Source organism: Flavobacterium sp. P1_E4 (assembly GCF_056405915.1).
The window spans coordinates 47402-65466 of record NZ_JBFUBE010000016.1 but is presented as its reverse complement, the minus strand read 5'-3'; the positions used below and the strand labels follow the sequence as shown (position 1 = coordinate 65466).

17 protein-coding genes are annotated in these 18065 nt (G+C 32.9%); 11 read left to right on the top strand and 6 right to left on the bottom strand.

The genetic code is table 11. The annotated features are described in order from the left end of the window. The first annotated feature begins 711 nt into the window (after positions 1 to 711). Both AC1DY0_RS14380 and AC1DY0_RS14375 read left to right on the top strand, forming a co-directional pair. Entirely contained in the window at positions 712 to 1236 is a 525-nt protein-coding gene (locus tag AC1DY0_RS14380; RefSeq protein ID WP_477189279.1) for a hypothetical protein, read from the top strand. Positions 1237 to 1371: 135 nt separating this feature from the next. Next, a complete protein-coding gene (locus AC1DY0_RS14375; protein ID WP_477189278.1) occupies positions 1372 to 1857 on the top strand; it encodes a hypothetical protein in 486 nt (161 codons plus the stop codon). A 307-nt stretch (positions 1858 to 2164) separates the two neighbouring features. Here the strand turns inward: AC1DY0_RS14375 and AC1DY0_RS14370 are convergent, their stop codons facing one another. Further along, positions 2165 to 3019 (bottom strand): EamA family transporter, encoded by an 855-nt coding sequence (locus tag AC1DY0_RS14370; RefSeq protein ID WP_477189277.1) that lies wholly within the window; start codon positions 3017 to 3019, stop codon positions 2165 to 2167. Positions 3020 to 3348: 329 nt separating this feature from the next. On the opposite strand from AC1DY0_RS14370, the gene porX reads away from it, so the two are divergent. From porX to AC1DY0_RS14345, 5 genes are all read left to right on the top strand, one after another. Continuing rightward, positions 3349 to 4902, top strand: coding sequence for a T9SS response regulator signal transducer PorX (gene porX, locus AC1DY0_RS14365; protein ID WP_477189276.1), 1554 nt, complete (start codon positions 3349 to 3351; stop codon positions 4900 to 4902). A 100-nt stretch (positions 4903 to 5002) separates the two neighbouring features. Next, positions 5003 to 5410: a tRNA (adenosine(37)-N6)-threonylcarbamoyltransferase complex ATPase subunit type 1 TsaE gene (tsaE, locus tag AC1DY0_RS14360; protein ID WP_477189275.1), complete on the top strand. Its 408-nt coding sequence runs from the start codon at positions 5003 to 5005 to the stop codon at positions 5408 to 5410. Positions 5411 to 5417: 7 nt separating this feature from the next. Further along, complete coding sequence (locus AC1DY0_RS14355) at positions 5418 to 5894, top strand: GNAT family N-acetyltransferase (protein WP_477189274.1); 477 nt, start codon at positions 5418 to 5420, stop codon at positions 5892 to 5894. 285 nt (positions 5895 to 6179) lie between these two features. Beyond that, the gene (locus AC1DY0_RS14350) at positions 6180 to 7373 is read left to right on the top strand and encodes an alanine dehydrogenase (RefSeq protein WP_477189309.1); all 1194 of its coding nucleotides are present in this window, start codon (positions 6180 to 6182) and stop codon (positions 7371 to 7373) included. A gap of 126 nt (positions 7374 to 7499) precedes the next feature. Next, entirely contained in the window at positions 7500 to 7874 is a 375-nt protein-coding gene (locus tag AC1DY0_RS14345; protein ID WP_477189273.1) for a DUF4258 domain-containing protein, read from the top strand. Positions 7875 to 8151: 277 nt separating this feature from the next. Here the strand turns inward: AC1DY0_RS14345 and AC1DY0_RS14340 are convergent, their stop codons facing one another. The 5 genes from AC1DY0_RS14340 to AC1DY0_RS14320 form a co-directional block, all read right to left on the bottom strand. After that, positions 8152 to 9105, bottom strand: a complete 954-nt coding sequence (locus AC1DY0_RS14340) for a phosphoribosylaminoimidazolesuccinocarboxamide synthase (protein ID WP_477189272.1) — start codon at positions 9103 to 9105, stop codon at positions 8152 to 8154. 101 nt (positions 9106 to 9206) lie between these two features. Continuing rightward, positions 9207 to 11555: an alpha/beta hydrolase family protein gene (locus tag AC1DY0_RS14335; RefSeq protein ID WP_477189271.1), complete on the bottom strand. Its 2349-nt coding sequence runs from the start codon at positions 11553 to 11555 to the stop codon at positions 9207 to 9209. Positions 11556 to 11739: 184 nt separating this feature from the next. Then, entirely contained in the window at positions 11740 to 12582 is an 843-nt protein-coding gene (locus tag AC1DY0_RS14330) for a Cof-type HAD-IIB family hydrolase (RefSeq protein ID WP_477189270.1), read from the bottom strand. A gap of 236 nt (positions 12583 to 12818) precedes the next feature. Then, positions 12819 to 13772, bottom strand: coding sequence for a PhoH family protein (locus tag AC1DY0_RS14325; RefSeq protein WP_477189269.1), 954 nt, complete (start codon positions 13770 to 13772; stop codon positions 12819 to 12821). Between the two features lie 144 nt (positions 13773 to 13916). Beyond that, positions 13917 to 14189: a hypothetical protein gene (locus tag AC1DY0_RS14320; protein WP_477189268.1), complete on the bottom strand. Its 273-nt coding sequence runs from the start codon at positions 14187 to 14189 to the stop codon at positions 13917 to 13919. A 129-nt stretch (positions 14190 to 14318) separates the two neighbouring features. Here AC1DY0_RS14320 and AC1DY0_RS14315 point away from each other — a divergent pair, with 129 nt between their 5' ends. The 4 genes from AC1DY0_RS14315 (at position 14319) to gldG (ending at position 18003) form a co-directional block, all read left to right on the top strand. After that, positions 14319 to 15149, top strand: a complete 831-nt coding sequence (locus AC1DY0_RS14315; RefSeq protein ID WP_477189267.1) for an SAM hydrolase/SAM-dependent halogenase family protein — start codon at positions 14319 to 14321, stop codon at positions 15147 to 15149. Positions 15150 to 15196: 47 nt separating this feature from the next. After that, positions 15197 to 15493: a putative quinol monooxygenase gene (locus tag AC1DY0_RS14310; protein WP_477189266.1), complete on the top strand. Its 297-nt coding sequence runs from the start codon at positions 15197 to 15199 to the stop codon at positions 15491 to 15493. A 99-nt stretch (positions 15494 to 15592) separates the two neighbouring features. Beyond that, entirely contained in the window at positions 15593 to 16318 is a 726-nt protein-coding gene (gene gldF, locus AC1DY0_RS14305; RefSeq protein WP_477189265.1) for a gliding motility-associated ABC transporter permease subunit GldF, read from the top strand. Next, on the top strand, positions 16318 to 18003 hold the full coding sequence (gldG, locus tag AC1DY0_RS14300; RefSeq protein WP_477189264.1) for a gliding motility-associated ABC transporter substrate-binding protein GldG: 1686 nt from the start codon (positions 16318 to 16320) through the stop codon (positions 18001 to 18003). Before gldF ends, gldG begins: the two co-directional genes overlap by 1 nt. Positions 18004 to 18065 lie beyond the last annotated feature (62 nt).

The following is an 18065-nucleotide window of genomic DNA, read 5'->3' as shown; positions in this document are numbered from 1 at the left end:
ATTCATTGGTGTTTGCTCTGCAAACTGCTCATTAATAGCGATTTCATATTCACTTAATATTTATTTTATTAGGCTGTTATCCTTTGCAATCTGACGCAAATGAGCTTGATAACATTCGTCAAATATATAATAAAAATGCGGAATGAAAAAAATTACAATTTCAATTCTACCGTTTTTGCAATCGAGTTCTATTATAAACTTGGAGCAGAAACATTTGGCTCTTTTATCAAGATTAGTCCCGCTATTCGTTACAATCTTGTGAGCCGAACCCCGGCTCACAAGGATTTCCGCTGCTATCGGGGCTAAAGGAAGATCTTTTGCTTTTTTATCATCATTCAAAAAAGAAAAAAAACTAAAAATAGCTGTCTGAAGCTCGCAAGAAGCAGTCCGAAGATTGTTTGACGCTGTCCGAAGACCGTTTGAGGGAGTCCGAAGCTCGTATCAGGCAGTCCGAAGCATACAACAGAGACTCCGAAGCACGTATCAGGTCATTATTTTCTCTTCGGACGCCCTATTTTACTGAGCGGAGTATAAAAATAGTTAAAATAACCAAAATTCTCCCTTTACAGAATTGTGAGTATTATTATCTATATTTGGAAAAGGAATAAAACAAAATAAACCATCGTCAATCAACCCAGTTGTAGGTTTATAGTTGCTGCTGTATAGCAAGTATACAAAAGTTATGAGGCATTTTAAGAACCAAAACCACGAATGATAATCAAAGCAGAAATAATAAATCAACCATATTCAGGAGAATACAGCGAAAGAGTTTACGACAATGAAAGCGTGTGGAATTCTCAAAGTTGGACATTTATAAAGTTCACCAATGATGACTATTCAGAATGGTGTGGACATTTTCGTGGATTTCCAAGAGAAGTTGCTATCTCGACAATGCGTGATATTATTTTGGTCTTGACTTCTGACTACTTATTTAAACTTGACAGAAAAACGGGAAATTTGACAGATTTTGAAGACCAACCACAATATCAAAATCTAACAGTTGCACCGAATGGAGATTTTATTCTTGCTGACTATTACAACTTTGAAAAAATTACCACAAGTATAAACCAGAAAGAACGAATTGAAAGCCCAATTCAAATGGATATAATAGAATTTAAAAATTGGCATAAAACAAAACTTGAATTTACTTGTGACGAATTTTTGAATTGGGATAGACATTTGACAATGACTTATGATAGTGAAATAAACAAGATTGAGATAAAAAACGCCACATAACAGCCGTTTGGCGAGATTGGGGTTTTAGGCTAAATTTAAAGATGGTTTTGTATTTGAAAAATTTGTGTCTAACCGAAAAATCTCGCCTCTTTATTCCCCAACCTCGCCAAGCACCAGAACATTAGCACTCATAATATGAACATCGCACAAAGTATAAATGAATATATCGAATTCGACATTCTCAAAATTCAAAATTTTGAAGATATGAAACGTGTGTTCAAATTAATAAAAGAAGCGAAAGAGCTTCAAAAACCAAAAGGTGATAAATTTTGGCTTGAGAATTTTCCAAAGTATTGTTTACAGAAATTTTATTTTGTTGAAAATGATATCAAACCTGATTTTAAAACCGTAAAATTGAGTAAAAATGTTTGGCATTTTTATTCTCTAATAGAGTTATTGGAAGTAAATTATGAAATTGAATATATTGATTGTTTATTAATCAACCCAAATAAAGGTAAGCTAATTTTCAATGCATATTCTTTTCCGTATGGCGGGACAGATGGTTTAATTACTTTTATAAAATCATTTGATTGTATACCAACAAGAATGGACGATGGAACTGAAGAAATAAACATAGAAAAGAAATCAATATTGAATAAAATAAAAGAGTTCTTTAGCTAACGAATAAAAATTACGAATGCTAACAGGTACTACAAAAGATTTGGGCAATAGGCTTAATGGAAAGTTGGTTTTGTCTTTGGGATGATTTGGCAACCAGATAGCGTGGATTTGCAATTCGTGCCCTCTCCAACTTATTTTTTTTGTAATTTTTCTTTTTGGGGCTTGTTCCTAAAAATCCAAAATACCAACTCTTTAGCCCTGATGGAAGCGTCATCCCGTCCCGTCTTTTTTGACGGGAAGGAATATAGCGGAAAGCAGGAATCCATCCTTCCTAATAAAGCCCATTCTTTCGCTCCTGAAACTTAGATTATTTCAACTGGGAAATCACTATAAAAATAACTGCAATCAAGGCCAGCAAAAGGCCTGTTATATTCAACTTGGTTACTTTTTCCTTGAAAATAAAAATCCCCACAAGACTGCCAATCATAATAACCCCCATATTCATACCGGCAAAAACAGTAGAAGGATTTTCGGCAAATGCCTGATGCGCCTTTAGATAAAACAGGATGTTTCCAAAATTGAAAACCCCAACCAAACCTCCAAAAATGACACTTTTGAAATCAATTTTAGTCTTCTTGAAAAGTATTTCATAAGCATTGAAAAGTATCATTATAACAAGCGCTATCGAGAAAAGAACAAATAACGAAGTGGTAAAAGGCAATGTAGAAGTCAGCGCTATTTGTTTAAAAAGAAGGTCAATCACTCCAAAACCAAGCAATACAAGTGTTGGATAAATCCATTTATTCTCTTTGTTTTCGGTAGGTTTATCCAGAATAAGGATGATTGCCGGAAATCCAAACAAAAGGGCAGTCAATTTAAGTCCGCTGAATTGCTCTCCAAAAAACAACCAGGCTCCTAAAATGGAGATAATCAGTGATAATCGTTGAGCAACATCGGTTTTTACGATGCCCATATGTTTTATGGAAGTCGCCAGAAAAAGAAATACAACAGGCAACAAAATACCCAATGAAATGAAGATTCCCCAAGGCGAAGAAGCGTCCAAAACCGTTAAATCTGGGCTAAAAACCAAATAACACAACGCTAAAGCGAATACATAATTATACGCCACAATTTGTGTTGCAGACACTTGATATTTGCGAGCAATTTTGAAAATAACACCTACAGTCACGCTGCAAATAACAGACAGAATAAGAAATAACATAGTTCTATTTTTATTCCTGCAAAAATAGTGTTTAAACCTAGAATGCGCATTAAATTCTCAAAGCAAACATATGTTTTATTTTTACCGCAGATTCGCAGATTAATTTCTTGAAAATTAAATTTTCTAATTTCAAAGAAATCAATTTATTGAATAGGTATTCATTAAAATCTGCGAATCTGCGGTTATTCTTTTTACTCTTGTCTTTAACTAGAATTAAATTCTGTTCCCAACAACAAATATGGTTACTCCGAAATATTTTTAATCAACTTTATACTATTTTTAATATTATTTAAGTTCTATAAAACTAAATTGCACTAAAATAAATTGAAATGGAGAACATAAAAATACTTTGGGTTGATGATGAAATCGATTTGCTGAAACCACATATATTATTTCTGGAGAAAAAAAATTACAGCGTTACCACTTGTAATAATGGTCGTGATGCCATAGATATTTTTGACGAAAACAATTTTGACATTGTTTTTCTTGATGAAAATATGCCCGGAATGAGCGGTTTGGAAACATTGTCTGAGATGAAAGAGAAAAAATCTTCTATTCCGATGATAATGATTACCAAAAGTGAAGAGGAATATATAATGGAAGAAGCCATTGGTTCTAAAATTGCCGATTATCTTATCAAACCCGTAAATCCTAATCAGATTTTATTGAGTTTGAAGAAAAACTTAGACCATTCCCGATTGATTTCGCAAAAAACGACTTTGGATTACCAAAAAGAGTTCCGAAAAATCACTATGGAAATGGCAATGGTCAACTCCTATGAAGATTGGGTGGAATTATACAAAAAACTTATTTTTTGGGAACTTGAATTGGAGAATATCAATGATCAAGGAATGATTGAAATTCTCGAATCGCAAAAGGTGGAAGCCAATTCTCAATTTGGGAAATACATTGAACGCAATTATGAAGATTGGTTTGCACCAAAAGCAGACAAACCGATTCAATCCCATAATTTATTCAAAGAATTGGTCGTACCGGAGATTCTGAAAAAAGATAGACCCGTACTTTTTGTTGTAATTGACAATTTACGCTATGACCAATGGAAATCATTTGAAAGTGTTGTTGGCAATTACTACAAACTTGAAAAAGAAGTCCCTTATTTCTCTATACTTCCTACGGCTACGCAATATGCTAGAAATGCTATTTTCTCTGGATTAACTCCTCTTGAAATGGAAAAACAGTTTCCACAATATTGGAAAAATGACCCGGAAGAAGGAGGTAAAAACTTGTATGAAGCCGAATTTTTAACGGCCCAAATTAAGCGTTTAAGACTAGATTTAAAAGAAGATTATTTCAAAATCACCAATTTGGCCGGCGGAAAAAAACTAGCCGAAAGTTTTAAATCACTAAAAGACAACGATCTTGTGACTGTAGTTTACAATTTTGTTGATATGCTTTCACACGCCAAAACAGAAATGGATGTGGTAAAAGAACTGGCTTCTGATGATAAAGCCTATCGTTCCTTGACTTTGAGTTGGTTCAAAAACTCACCGTTACTGGAAATTATTCAACAGGCACAAAAATTAGGATTCAAATTAATACTAACTACCGATCACGGTACAATCAATGTAAAAAATCCATCAAAAGTGGTAGGTGATAAAAACACCAGTTTAAATTTACGCTATAAAACAGGACGTAGTTTGACTTACGAACAAAAGGATGTCTATGCCGTAAAAGAACCAAAACTTATCGGTTTACCTGCCATAAATATGAGTAGTTCGTATATTTTTGCAAAAAATGATTTGTTTTTGGCTTATGTAAACAACTACAATCATTATGTTAGTTATTACAAAAACACTTATCAGCACGGTGGAATCTCATTGGAAGAAATGATTATTCCTTTTCTGGTTTTTAACCCAAAATAAAAAAAGAAGACAGTTTTCAGTTTTTAGTTAGCAGTTATTATGCTGATGAAAAAATTGAAAACTGCATTTAAAACTATAATTCATAACTGAATACAAAAGAATGACTATCACATTTTCTATAGAACAACTTGCAGAGGTTGCTAAACAAATTTTAGATCAAAACCCCAATAAAGTAATCCTTTTCAATGGAGATATGGGCGTTGGTAAAACAACATTAATCAAACAGCTTTGTAAAACATTGGGCGTAAATGACGCAACCAGCAGTCCTACGTTTTCTTTGGTAAATGAATACCAAACAGACAATAATCAAACGGTTTATCATTTTGATTTTTACAGATTAAACAAAGAAACGGAAGCATTGGATATGGGTGTTGACGATTATTTATATTCCGGAAATTGGTGTTTTATCGAATGGTCTGAAAAAATTGAGAATTTGATTCCGCTACAACACACTGTAATTACAATCGAATTATTGCCTAATGGTGAGCGTTTATTAGAATTAAAGTAATTGAATAATGAGTTTAGATACCAATAAAGTCGAAATCATCCCTTTTTCAATCGAATTAAAGGAGCCAATCAAAACCTTAAATTTAGAATGGCTTCATAAATATTTTAAGGTTGAACCTAAAGATGAAAAAGTATTATCCGATCCTCAAGGCGAAATAATAGACAAAGGCGGAATGATTTTTTATGCACAATACAACAATAACATTGTCGGTACGGTTTCTTTATTAAAAATAGACAATACCACATTTGAATTAACAAAAATGGCTGTTTCTGATGGAAATCAAGGTTTAGGCATTGGCAAAAAACTAATGGAACATTGTTTGAATGAGGCAAAAGCGAAAGGAATTCAAAAATTGATTCTGTATTCCAACCGAAAATTACTTCCTGCGATACATTTATATGAGAGTTTTGGCTTCATTGAAATTCCTGTCGAAGAAGGTGTTTATGAAAGAGCCGATATCAAAATGGAGAAAAAAATATCTTAATTCTGTTATTTTTAGATAATTTAATTAGATGCTAGAGCAAACTCATAAGCAAAAAAAATGACCGCAGATTCGCTAATTTATTTTTTTAAAAAAATTAGAATTTCCTTATTTCATAAAAACTAATTTGCGTTAATTCAGCTGAAAGCGGTTAATTCACTAATAATTTTGCATTAAAATCTGCGAATCTGCGGTAAAAAACTCAAGCGCTTGTTCTGAATTAGGTACTGGTAAAACATAATACTTTGAATCTTTTTTGTAAATTGTACCACTAATTACATGAAATCAATGTCTCTAAGTCCATTCACAAAAGAACAATTACTGCCTCAAGAAGAAAAACTAGAAATAGCTAGACATAAAAGCCAACTTTTTATAGGAATTCCAAAAGAGACCAGTTATCAAGAAAGACGCATTTGCCTTACACCTGATGCCGTGAATTCCCTTACCTATCAAGGACATAGAGTAATGATTGAAGCTGGAGCTGGTGTAAGTTCCAGTTATAGTGATAAAGAATATAGCGAAGCCGGTGCCGAAATTACCCAAGACACCAAAAAAGTTTTTGGTTGTCCAATGCTTTTAAAAGTAGAGCCACCAACAGTTGCCGAAATTGAAATGATGAATCCAAAAACAATTGTTTTATCTGCGATTCAATTAAAAACCAGAAAAAAATCATACTTCGAAGCTTTATCCCGAAAAAAAATAACCGCACTTGCTTTTGAATATCTAAAAGATACTGATGGCTCCTACCCTGCCGTAAAATCATTGAGTGAAATTGCAGGAACTGCTTCCATATTAATTGCTGCCGAATTAATGATTACCAATGAATTCGGAAAAGGATTATTGTTTGGTAACATTACAGGAGTTGCCCCAACCGAAGTGGTGATTCTTGGAGCCGGAACTGCAGGAGAATTTGCCGCCAGAACAGCCATTGGACTTGGAGCCAGCGTTAAAGTTTTTGACAATTCAATTACCAAACTACGTCGTTTACAAAACAACTTAAACCAACGCATTTTTACTTCAACCATTCAACAAAAAGCATTACTCAAAGCTTTAAGACGCTGTGATGTAGCTATTGGTGCTATGAGAGGAGCAGAACGATGCCCAGTTGTAGTGAGCGAAACCATGGTTGAACACATGAAAAAAGGTGCCGTAATTGTTGACATCAGTATTGACACCGGCGGTTGTTTCGAAACATCTGAAGTTACGACACACGAAAAACCTACTTTTATAAAGAATAATGTTTTGCACTATTGTGTACCCAATATTCCTTCCCGTTACTCTAAAACAGCTTCGCTTTCCATAAGCAACATTATCACTCCCTATTTATTGCAAATTGCAGAAGATGGCGGTATTGAAAGCGCTATACGTTGCAATGCAGGCCTAAAAAACGGTATTTATTTGTATCACGGCATACTTACCAACAAAGCCATTGGCGATTGGTTTGATTTACCTGATAACGATATTAATTTAATTGTTTTTTAACTAAACTTTCCCATACCTTTGCGCAAAAATTAAAATATGAAATGAGCATACATTTAAATAGGTTGTTAAGACCAACAGTAAATATGCGAATTACATATGACCAATAAAAAACAATAAATATTAAATATGAATTTTATACAACGTTTTGCTTACTATCTAGTAGGTTTGATAATGGGTTTATTTGTAGTTGCAGCTATATTCAGCGGAAAAGATACTCGTTGTAATTATTTCCCAAATGCCAGAGTTTTGAAAGATTTAAGCAGTAAACCTTTTTTCTATTCGGATAAAGCTTCCCTTATTTTATCGCAAAAATGGATTGACACTACCGATATTAAAAACACACTTAAACTTGGAGACGTCGATTTTGACCAAAGTAATGTTCCTTACAAAAAAGGAAAACTATACGTTATTGAAGGCAAAACCAGAAAAAACCAAGAAATCATAATCAAAGTGATTAACTACGAGAACAAAGCGGTCTTAGAAGACATCAATAAAAAATAAGCATATCAAACTCTTCCTCGCGAAGAGTTTTTTTTTATTTCTTTTTGAAGCAAAAACAAAAGTTTTTTTTTGGAAGCATTGTTCCCGCTATTCGTTACAATCTTTTTATTTTTAAAGAAAAAACAAAAAGGATTTCCACTGCTATCGGGGCTAAACCAAACATAGTATCTCTTTGTTATTATTTACAATTACAACAACTAAAAACAATAAAAAAACCATAATTCAAATCAAAGAATTATGGTTTTATATTTATCGCTATTTAGCGATTTGATTCTAATTATCTTTGAGTCAAGTAAGCCAAAACGTTTTTCTCAATTCTTTCATTGATATTCGAAATATCAGCTTTTACAAACTTCTCACCAAGAATATTTTCATACAACTCAATATATCTATCCGAAACAGTCTCAATATATTCATCTGTCATATTTGGTATTTGTTGTCCTTCCAAACCTTGAAAACCGTTTTGGATTAACCAACGTCTTACGAATTCTTTTGACAATTGTTTTTGCTCTTCCCCTTTATCTTGTCTTTCTTGGTATCCTTCAGAATAGAAATAACGAGAAGAATCTGGAGTATGAATTTCATCAATCAATACAATAACACCGTCTTTGGTTTTTCCAAATTCGTATTTTGTATCCACCAAAATCAAACCACGACTTGCAGCGATTTCAGTTCCTCTTTGAAATAAAGCACGAGTATATTTTTCTAATACTAAATAATCTTCTTCAGTAACTATTCCATTAGCCAAAATAGCTTCTCTTGAAATATCGGCATCGTGTTCTCCATTATCGGCTTTTGTAGTTGGTGTGATAATCGGTTCTGGAAACTTATCATTTTCTTTCAAACCCTCTGCCATAGTTACTCCACAAATTTGTCTTTTACCAAGAGCATATTCACGAGCAGCATGTCCAGAAAGATATCCACGAATAACCATTTCAACTTTAAAAGGCTCACACAAATGACCAACAGCAACACTTGGATCTGGCGTGGCAATTAACCAGTTTGGCACAATATCTTGAGTCAATTCCATAAATTTTGTAGCAATTTGATTCAAAATTTGTCCCTTGTATGGAATTCCTTTTGGCAAAACGACATCAAATGCAGATAGTCTATCAGTAGCTATCATTACAAGTAAATCGTCATTTATATTGTAAACTTCCCTTACTTTTCCGCGATATACAGATTTTTGATTCGGAAAATTAAAATTGGTAGTAGTAATTGTATTGCTCATCAGTAGTGTGTTGTAATGTTGTTGTTTTGGCAAAAATAGTCTGTTTAAAAGAGATACACAAAAATGTTTATACATTATTCAGACTCAAAACATAATATCGTTTAGTTTTTAAGAAGTGTCGTATTAAACAAATTTAATATTCGACTATATTCATCAACCCAAGAATATGTTTCTTTAAACCCGTGAGATTCCACGGGATAAGAAGAAAGGCTCCAATTCTTCTTTCCTAATTCAATAAAACGTTGTGAAATACGAACAATATCTTTGTATTCTACATTGTCATCAACCATTCCGTGTAGCATTAACAAATTTCCTTGTAAATTATCTGCAAAATAGATTGGAGAACTCTTTTTATAGGCAATTGGGTCGGTTTCTGGAAAGTTTAGAATATTTGAAGTATATCCATGGTTATAATGTGCCCAATCAGTAACAGATCGTAAAGCTGCTCCCGAAGCAAATTCCTTAGGAGCTGTAAGCATAGCCATCAAAGTAATAAATCCACCATAAGAACCTCCATAAATACCAACTTTATTAGGATCTACACCGAAATTTTTAACTAGATAATTTTTCCCATCAATTTGATCAGTTAAATCTTTCCCTCCCATAAAGCGATATATCCCTGTTCTAAAATCTCGACCATATCCATCACTTCCTCTGTAATCAATATCCAATACAGTATACCCCAAATCTGTCAACAAATTATGAAACATATATTCTCTGTGGTAGTTACTCCAATAGTTATGGGCGTTCTGAAGATAACCAGCACCATGAACAAAAATAATTGCTGCTTTATTACTTTTATCAGATTGAGGTTTGTACAATCTGGCATAAACTGATATTCCATCTTGAGCTTGGAATGTAATCACTTCTGGAGTACGCCATGGATACTTTTTGAATTCCTCTTTTGTCGAAAAAGTTATTTGATGAAGACTTGTGTTCTTTTTGTTTTCAGCATAATATAATTCCCAAGGCTTATTCTTAAAAGAGTAACGAACTAATAGTGTACTTTCATCTGGTGATAAACTTACTTCATGTGCTCCATCATTAGTTAGAATAGGCTGTAAAACACCATCAGTAGTCGATAATTTATAAAAATTTCTGTTACCGGGATGGGTAGTATTTGTTGTCAAATAAAAGGTTTTCTTATCTTTTGATAAAATCACATCTCGTACTTCCCAATTTCCTTTAGTAAGTTGAGTTTTCTTTTTATTTTTAATATTGTAAGTGTACAAATGAGAATACCCTGTTTCTTCTGATTGAAAATAAATGGTTTCATTATCTCCAAGAAAACCAATTATCCCAGAGTCAAAAGCATAGGACGGAATACCAGGTCCTCCAATCCAAGCTTCATCATGCTGATGCTCTATTTCTTCGAAAGTATTCTTTTCTAAATCAAGTTTCACGAGCCATCTATCCTTATTATCCTGGCTTCTAATCTCGGCTACTGCAAGAGTTCCGTCCTGATTGTATATAGGTTCCTGAACAACAATTAGTTTATCTGTTTTTTTATCACTTTTTAAATTTGGGTATGAATCGTAATATTTAGGTACATCCTGGATATGACTTAATGATGAGAAGTTCATATAATAAACAGTGTCCTTAGCAACTGAATAGATTCCAAATTTTGAAGGCACCAAATTATTTACAGAAACTTTCTCTTTAGTATCAGGAGTTTTATTATAACCATCTTTTGTTATAAAAACCTCCATTTTTTCACTTTGAACTGTAGCCTTATCTGTTAATCTAAAAGTTACGAAGTTTCCTTGAGGATTTGAACTTAAATTTCCGAAATCACTTTTACCATAGAAATATGCCTTTGGAAAATCAGATTTGCTAACCTTTTCTTTTTCAGTATTCCATTTCTTTTTTGCCGCTTGGTCACGAATAAATTGAAATAATTCATTTTGCTGACTTTTTAAGAAAGATTCTTTTTCAATTTCAGATTCTTGCTTATTTCCTTCCTTAAAATTAGTAAGTTGCAATACTGTTCCTTCTTTGGCATTGTATTTTAAAAGATTGCCATTTTGTTCAAAAAAAAGCACTCCAGTTTCAAAAGCCAGTTTCAAATTTGAAACAGGATTTTCTTGTTGTAAGAGCTTTTTAGTTATTTTATTCTTTACGGAATAGGAATATAAAGTCCCATTTTCAATAAAGTACCCTAAATCTGAATTTGGATTTCTTTTTAAATCAATTCTTGAAAAATTAGCTTCTTTTGCTGGAGCCAATTGCGGGGCTGTCATTCCTTTCTCCCAATAATAGATGCTTTTATCAATATCGTCATTCGGATTCCATTCAAAATAGATTCTTTTACCATCTATAGACCAATGCCCATTCGTTGGTTGTACACCTACAAATGATTCGCCTTTCATGATTTCTTCTAATTTTAAACTCTGACTTTGGCTACCTATACCATAGACCAAACAAAACAAAATAATTATTTTTTTCAACATTTTTTATATTTTAATCCTGCAAAAATACAGAAAAAATAACACTCTCACTCTCCTATTTTCCATTGAAAAAAAGAGGGTAAAAGTGTTATTTAATATTATAAAATTTTGATTAAAACTGTCAATGAAATAGAATCCCTAAAATATAGTTTAGCTAAACTTCAACAAAATAATTGATCATATATATCTAAGATGAAACACTAAATCCTTCTAATATTTCAGTTAAATATTTGGCAACACCATCTTCATTATTGGTTGAAATCACTTCTAAATGAGGCAATTTGCTTTTTAAGTTTTCTGGTGCATTACCCATAATTAATCCAATTCCTGCTGCGTCTAGCATTTTTTCATCATTAAATCCATCACCAAAAGAAATAGCTTCTTCAAACGAATAACCTTCTTTTTCAAGAATCTTGGCAATAGCTACACTTTTATCCACAGATTTATCCATAAACTCTAAACAAATTGGCAAACTAAAAGCATGACTAAACACATCCGAATGATCTTCAAGAATTTTATCTCTCAAATCTACTAATTTCTGATGGTCATCATGGGTAAAAAATATTTTTATGGCGCTATAATCATCCAATGCTGCAAAATCTACCACTTCTGGAGGATAGGCCAAATCTTTCTGAAAAGCATTAAGTTTTTTATTCGTTTTTGAAGTTTGCCAAACAGTCTCCTTAAATAAAACCGTGGTAATTTCTGGATCTATATCCAATGATAAAATCGATTTAACTGCATCTCCTTCTAAATTAAAAGAATACAAAAGTTCTTTTTTTGGTGAATGGATTCTTGCTCCATTTGAAGTCACTAAATAAACAGGGAGCTCCAAACTGCTAACTATTGCCATAGCATCCATGTGATGACGCCCAGTTGCAACAATAATTAAATAATTTTGTTCATGCAGTTCTTGAAAAACAGATTTGGTATAGGCTGATATTGTATGATCTGAGTTAAGTAATGTTCCGTCTAAATCACTAATTACTACTTTAATTTTTTGTTTCGACATTTTAAAATTCATTTTCATTTTTAATATTTTCAAATTTATTGCATTTCAAGAAGATACCCAAAAAGTAACCCATATATAAACCGCTTTTAACGTAATTATATCGATATGTTAACTTTAATTGGGAAATCGAATACAGAACTAAGAATCTTCTTTATTTTACAAAGAAAAAGGAGAAACTCAATAATTGAGTTTCTCCTTTTCTAATTTGATTATTACTTTTTATCATTAAATCTTAAACTAAAAAGTAGTCTAACTTAATAATCATTGTTTTCAATTTGTTTGTAAGCATCAATCACTTTTTTCACCAATCGATGACGTACAATATCCTTATCATCAAGATAAATGATTCCAATTCCGTCAACATCTTTTAAAACCAATATAGCTTCTTTAAGTCCAGAAATTGTTCTTCGAGGTAAATCTACTTGTCCAGGATCACCGGTAATCATAAACTTGGCACTTTTTCCCATACGAGTCAGAAACATTTTCATTTGCGAATGCGTCGTATTTTGTGCTTCGTCCAAAATTACAAATGCATGATCTAAAGTTCGTCCACGCATGAAAGCCAAAGGTGCAATTTGAATAATTCCCTTTAAGATATAATCTTCCAATTTTTCATTGGGTAACATATCTCGTAATGCATCATATAAAGGCTGCATATAAGGGTCTAGTTTCTCTTTCATATCACCTGGAAGAAAACCTAGATTTTCACCAGCTTCTACTGCAGGTCGGGTCAGAATAATTCGCTTGACTTGTTTTTCTTTTAAAGCTTTTACTGCCATCGCAACACCCGTGTAGGTCTTTCCGGTACCAGCAGGTCCAACGGCAAAAACCATATCATTTTTTTCCATTGTATCCACCAACAACTGTTGATTGGGAGTCATAGGTTTAATGATTTTTCCACCTACGCCATGAACTAGAATTTTGTCATGACCAAAAGCTTTTCTTTCCTCCTGATCATCACTTTGAATCACTCGTTCGATTACATTATCATCAATAGTATTGTATCGGGTGAAATGCAACATCAGGCGCTGAAACCGCTTTTCAAATTCATCTAAAACATCTTTGTCTCCAAAAGCTTTAAGAGTAGTGCCTCTTGCGACAATTTTTAGTTTTGGATAATATTTCTTAATTGACTCTAGGTGTGAGTCTTGAGTGCCCCAAAAATCTTTTGGAGCAATGTCGATGAGCTCGATGATTCTTTCGTTCAAAATAAGAAGTTTTTAAGTTAATAATTGAGTTTCAATCAATTTTAATATTTACGCTGCAATACTTCCATTACAGTTTTTAATTTCTAAATCGGTAAATAATACTAAAAAACATCTTTCTAGAATCCGGGAAATTCTAGTTCTAAATTATACGTTGGCCTTTAATTTTTTTAACATAGACTCATTCAAGAAATCGGAAGCTTTAATAGATAAAATTTCACAAAGATTGTCTTTAAAAAGCAATTCAATCTCAGTTCCGTTTATATCCATAGCTGTAACATCCTCTATTTTTTCTTTTTCGATTTCGCCTGATTTACCTGAAAAATTCGATTTATCTGTTGTGGTATTTGACAAACCGTTCTGGCTAAAACAATGCAGGCTACAAAAGAAAAGAAAAAAAACAACAATAAACTTAGGCATAAATTTTTGTTTTTAATTCTAATTAAATTCTGTTCAAATAAAGTATAAAATACTTTAGCTTTGCATTTCTCAAATTTAAGAAAAAATAAGTTTCGGTCGCTACAAAACCCAATAGTTATAAACAATTTTATGTCAATAATTACCCTTACTACCGATTATGGCTTAAAAGACCACTTTGTTGGTGCTTTGAAAGGGAAAATATTATCTGAGTATTCTGACGCTACAATTATTGACATTTCACATTACATAGATCACTTTAACACTGTTGAAGCCAGTTATATTATTTCGGCCTCCTATGACAGCTTTCCAAAAGGGACTGTTCATATCATTGGAGTCGATTTAGAATCCAACAAAGAAAATCAACATATTGTCATGCAATGGAATGATCATTTCTTTATTGCTGCTGATAATGGTATCTTAAGTATGCTTTCGCAAAAGATACTTCCACAAAAAATAGTTGCAATAACCATCCATGATCGACTGCATAATGACGCTACCGATTTAGATGTTTTTGTCAAAGTAGCTTGTCATATTGCAAAAGGTGGGGTTCTTAACGTAATTGGGAAAGAAATTAAAAGCCTGAAACAAGTAACCGATTTACAAGTAGTCCTTAGCGACGACGGAAATCAATTAAAGGGAAATGTAATTTACATAGATCATTTTGGGAATGTGGTGACCAATATTTCCAAGAAACAGTTTTTGGAATGTTCCAAAGGACGAGATTATGAAATTATATACAGAAACCAATCCATCAAAACTATTTTACCTTATTATTCGGCCATTGCCAGTTCTGATAAATATCCGATAAAATATTATGAAGGCCAAAAATTGGCCATTTTCAACGAAGCTGGCTTTCTTGAAATTGCAATTTTTAGAAGTAATCCATTAACGGTCGGTTCTGCAAGCACATTACTGGGACTTAATTATAGGGATGTGATTTCGATACGATTTAAAAATTAAACCTACTTTGAAATTGATATTGCATTAGCATTAAATAAAATTTAAACATGTTTGTACGAATAGTAAAACTGAGTTTTCACGAGGAAAATATTCCTGCCTTTTTGGAAAACTTTGAATTAATGAAAGATAAAATACGAAATGCTCCCGGAAATCGTTTCCTGGAACTGTATCAGGATAAAAACAACAAAAGTATTTTCTTCACTTATAGTTATTGGGAAACCGAAGATGACTTAGAAAACTACAGGAATTCTGAGCTTTTCAATACTGTCTGGACATTTACCAAACAATTATTCAATGCAAAACCAGAAGCTTGGAGCGTCGATAAATTAGTAAGTTTACAGTAAGTAGATTTTAGATTGCTGTTTTTAGATTGCAAATTTCAGATTAAAAAACTTAGTATATTTGCGCCTTTGTGGCAAATAAATGATTAAACAAAAAAATAAATGAAGTCAATCGTATTTCGCGAAATAAAATCCTTTTTTGGTTCACCAATCGGGTATTTGGTAATTGCCCTTTTCTTAATTGGAAACGGATTATTCCTTTGGGTTTTCGAAGGTGATTACAATATTCTAAACACCGGTTTTGCCGATTTAACACCATTTTTCACTTTGGCTCCATGGATTCTAATCTTCTTGATTCCTGCGGTAACCATGCGCAGTTTTTCGGATGAAAAGAAACAGGGAACACTTGAATTATTACTTACAAAACCCATCAGTCTTTGGGAGATTGTTAACGGAAAATTCTTGGGTGCTTTTCTATTAATTGTAATGGCCATCATTCCTACCTTTATTTATGTGGAAGTGATTTGGAATTTGGGCTCACCAGAAGGAAATTTAGATTTAGGAAGTACTCTTGGTTCTTATTTCGGATTGCTGTTTTTAATCGCCGCTTATTCTGCAATAGGAATATTTACTTCTTCAATTTCAGAAAATCAGATTGTATCCTTTATTATTGCCGTTTTCCTATGCTTCTTCTTCTATTTTGGTTTTGAGGGATTGGCTTCAATTTTACCAAGTTTTTCTTCTTTTATTTCATATTTCGGAATGCAAGATCATTACAAGAGTATGAGTCGAGGCGTTATAGACACTAGAGATGTAATCTATTTTATTAGCATTGCAGTTCTTTTCCTTTCTTTCACAGTCTTTAATTTAAAATCTATTAAATCGTAATGAAAGCATTCAATATAAAAAACGCCAAATCCTTATTGATCACTGTTGCGGTAGTATTTCTTTTAAATATCATTGGTAATTTCTTTTTCCATCGTTTTGATTTAACCCAAGACCATCGTTATACCCTATCCCCTACTACTTTAAAGATTCTTAAAGATGTAAAGAATCCATTATCTATAAAAGTGTATTTGCAAGGAGAATTGCCTGCAGAATTCAAGCGACTGCAATTGGAATCCAAACAACTATTGGAAGAATTTCAAGCGTACAATTCTAATATTATCATCGAATTTGTAGATCCATTGGAGAACAAAGACGAAAGTATGGACAATATCAAAGAATTGTATAGAAAAGGCTTAACTCCAATAAATATCACTGTTGATGACAAAGGAAAACAGTCACAATCAATGGTTTTCCCTTGGGCAATTGCTGTTTACAATAACAAAGAAGTGAATATTCCATTGTTGAAAAACATTATGGGAGCTTCTACCACACAAAAAGTGATTGGATCTGTTCAACATCTTGAATATTCTATTTCGGATGGAATCAATAAAATTTCCAAAGACAAACAAAAGAAAGTTGCCATCATAAAAGGAAACGGCGAGCTTCAGGAGCGTCATATTGCTAAATTTTTGATGCAAGTGCGCGAAAGTTATTTCATTGGACCATTCACTTTGGATTCGGTTGCCAAAAATCCAGAAGGCACATTAAAATCGTTGCAAAATTATGATTTGGCTGTCATTGCGAAGCCAACAGAAGCTTTTACCGATGAAGAAAAACTAGTCTTGGATCAATTCATCATGCACGGAGGAAAAACCCTTTGGTTGATAGATCAAGTCAATGCCGAAATGGACAGTCTTTACAATCCTTCGGGAGCTACATTAGCATTTCCAAAAGACTTAAATCTAAATGATATGCTCTTCAAATATGGAGTTCGTATCAATCCAGACTTGGTTAAAGACGAACAAGGAAGTCCTATAAAACTTGCCAGTGGAGAACAAGGAAGCGGAACACAATATCAGGATTTCAACTGGAAATTTGCGCCTCAGGTATATCCTATCAGCAAACATCCGATTGTGAAAAATCTGGGAGGCATCAAATTTGATTTTGCCAATGCAATGGACACTTTGAAAAACGGAATTAAGAAAACAGTTTTATTACAATCTTCTCCTTATTCCAAAAAGATAGGAACTCCTGTAGAAATCAGCCTTAACATGGTTTCCGAGCAGACTTCGCCAGCAGATTACCTCAATAAAGGAAATATTCCAATGGCCGTTTTATTGGAAGGTTCTTTTCATTCCATGTTTGAGAATCGCATTTTGCCTTTTGAAGAAAAATCATTTCAAGCCAAAGGAACAGAAAGCAAAATGATTGTAATTTCGGATGGAGATATTATAAAAAATCAATTGGATAAGACAGGACAACCTGTAGAATTGGGCTACGACCAACGATCTGGGAATTTATACGACAACAAAGATTTTATGATGAATTGTGTCAATTATCTATTGGATGATACCGGACTTATTAACATTCGAAGCAAAGATCTTGATTTGCCTTTGTTAGATAAAGAAAAAGTGTATGAAAACTATACCTTTACCCAATTCATAACTATCGGGCTTCCAATCTTAATTTTGCTCTTGTTTGGACTCGGATTTACGTTCTTAAGGAAAAGGAAATACAGCAAATAGATGTTAATAAAAAATTTGCAATACTAGAATAGTTTACAATATATTTGTAAAGTGTATTCTAA

Bases quoted from the DNA above. Each gene is read 5' to 3' on its own strand.
- AC1DY0_RS14340 (WP_477189272.1), bottom strand. From the start codon at position 9,105: ATGAGCAATACAATTACTACTACCAATTTTAATTTTCCGAATCAAAAA.
- tsaE (WP_477189275.1), top strand. From the start codon at position 5,003: ATGACTATCACATTTTCTATAGAACAACTTGCAGAGGTTGCTAAACAA.
- AC1DY0_RS14380 (WP_477189279.1), top strand. From the start codon at position 712: ATGATAATCAAAGCAGAAATAATAAATCAACCATATTCAGGAGAATAC.
- gldF (WP_477189265.1), top strand. From the start codon at position 15,593: ATGAAGTCAATCGTATTTCGCGAAATAAAATCCTTTTTTGGTTCACCA.
- AC1DY0_RS14320 (WP_477189268.1), bottom strand. From the start codon at position 14,189: ATGCCTAAGTTTATTGTTGTTTTTTTTCTTTTCTTTTGTAGCCTGCAT.
- AC1DY0_RS14345 (WP_477189273.1), top strand. From the start codon at position 7,500: ATGAATTTTATACAACGTTTTGCTTACTATCTAGTAGGTTTGATAATG.
- AC1DY0_RS14375 (WP_477189278.1), top strand. From the start codon at position 1,372: ATGAACATCGCACAAAGTATAAATGAATATATCGAATTCGACATTCTC.
- AC1DY0_RS14370 (WP_477189277.1), bottom strand. From the start codon at position 3,019: ATGTTATTTCTTATTCTGTCTGTTATTTGCAGCGTGACTGTAGGTGTT.
- AC1DY0_RS14355 (WP_477189274.1), top strand. From the start codon at position 5,418: ATGAGTTTAGATACCAATAAAGTCGAAATCATCCCTTTTTCAATCGAA.
- AC1DY0_RS14310 (WP_477189266.1), top strand. From the start codon at position 15,197: ATGTTTGTACGAATAGTAAAACTGAGTTTTCACGAGGAAAATATTCCT.
- AC1DY0_RS14350 (WP_477189309.1), top strand. From the start codon at position 6,180: ATGTCTCTAAGTCCATTCACAAAAGAACAATTACTGCCTCAAGAAGAA.
- porX (WP_477189276.1), top strand. From the start codon at position 3,349: ATGGAGAACATAAAAATACTTTGGGTTGATGATGAAATCGATTTGCTG.
- gldG (WP_477189264.1), top strand. From the start codon at position 16,318: ATGAAAGCATTCAATATAAAAAACGCCAAATCCTTATTGATCACTGTT.
- AC1DY0_RS14330 (WP_477189270.1), bottom strand. From the start codon at position 12,582: ATGAAAATGAATTTTAAAATGTCGAAACAAAAAATTAAAGTAGTAATT.
- AC1DY0_RS14315 (WP_477189267.1), top strand. From the start codon at position 14,319: ATGTCAATAATTACCCTTACTACCGATTATGGCTTAAAAGACCACTTT.
- AC1DY0_RS14335 (WP_477189271.1), bottom strand. From the start codon at position 11,555: ATGTTGAAAAAAATAATTATTTTGTTTTGTTTGGTCTATGGTATAGGT.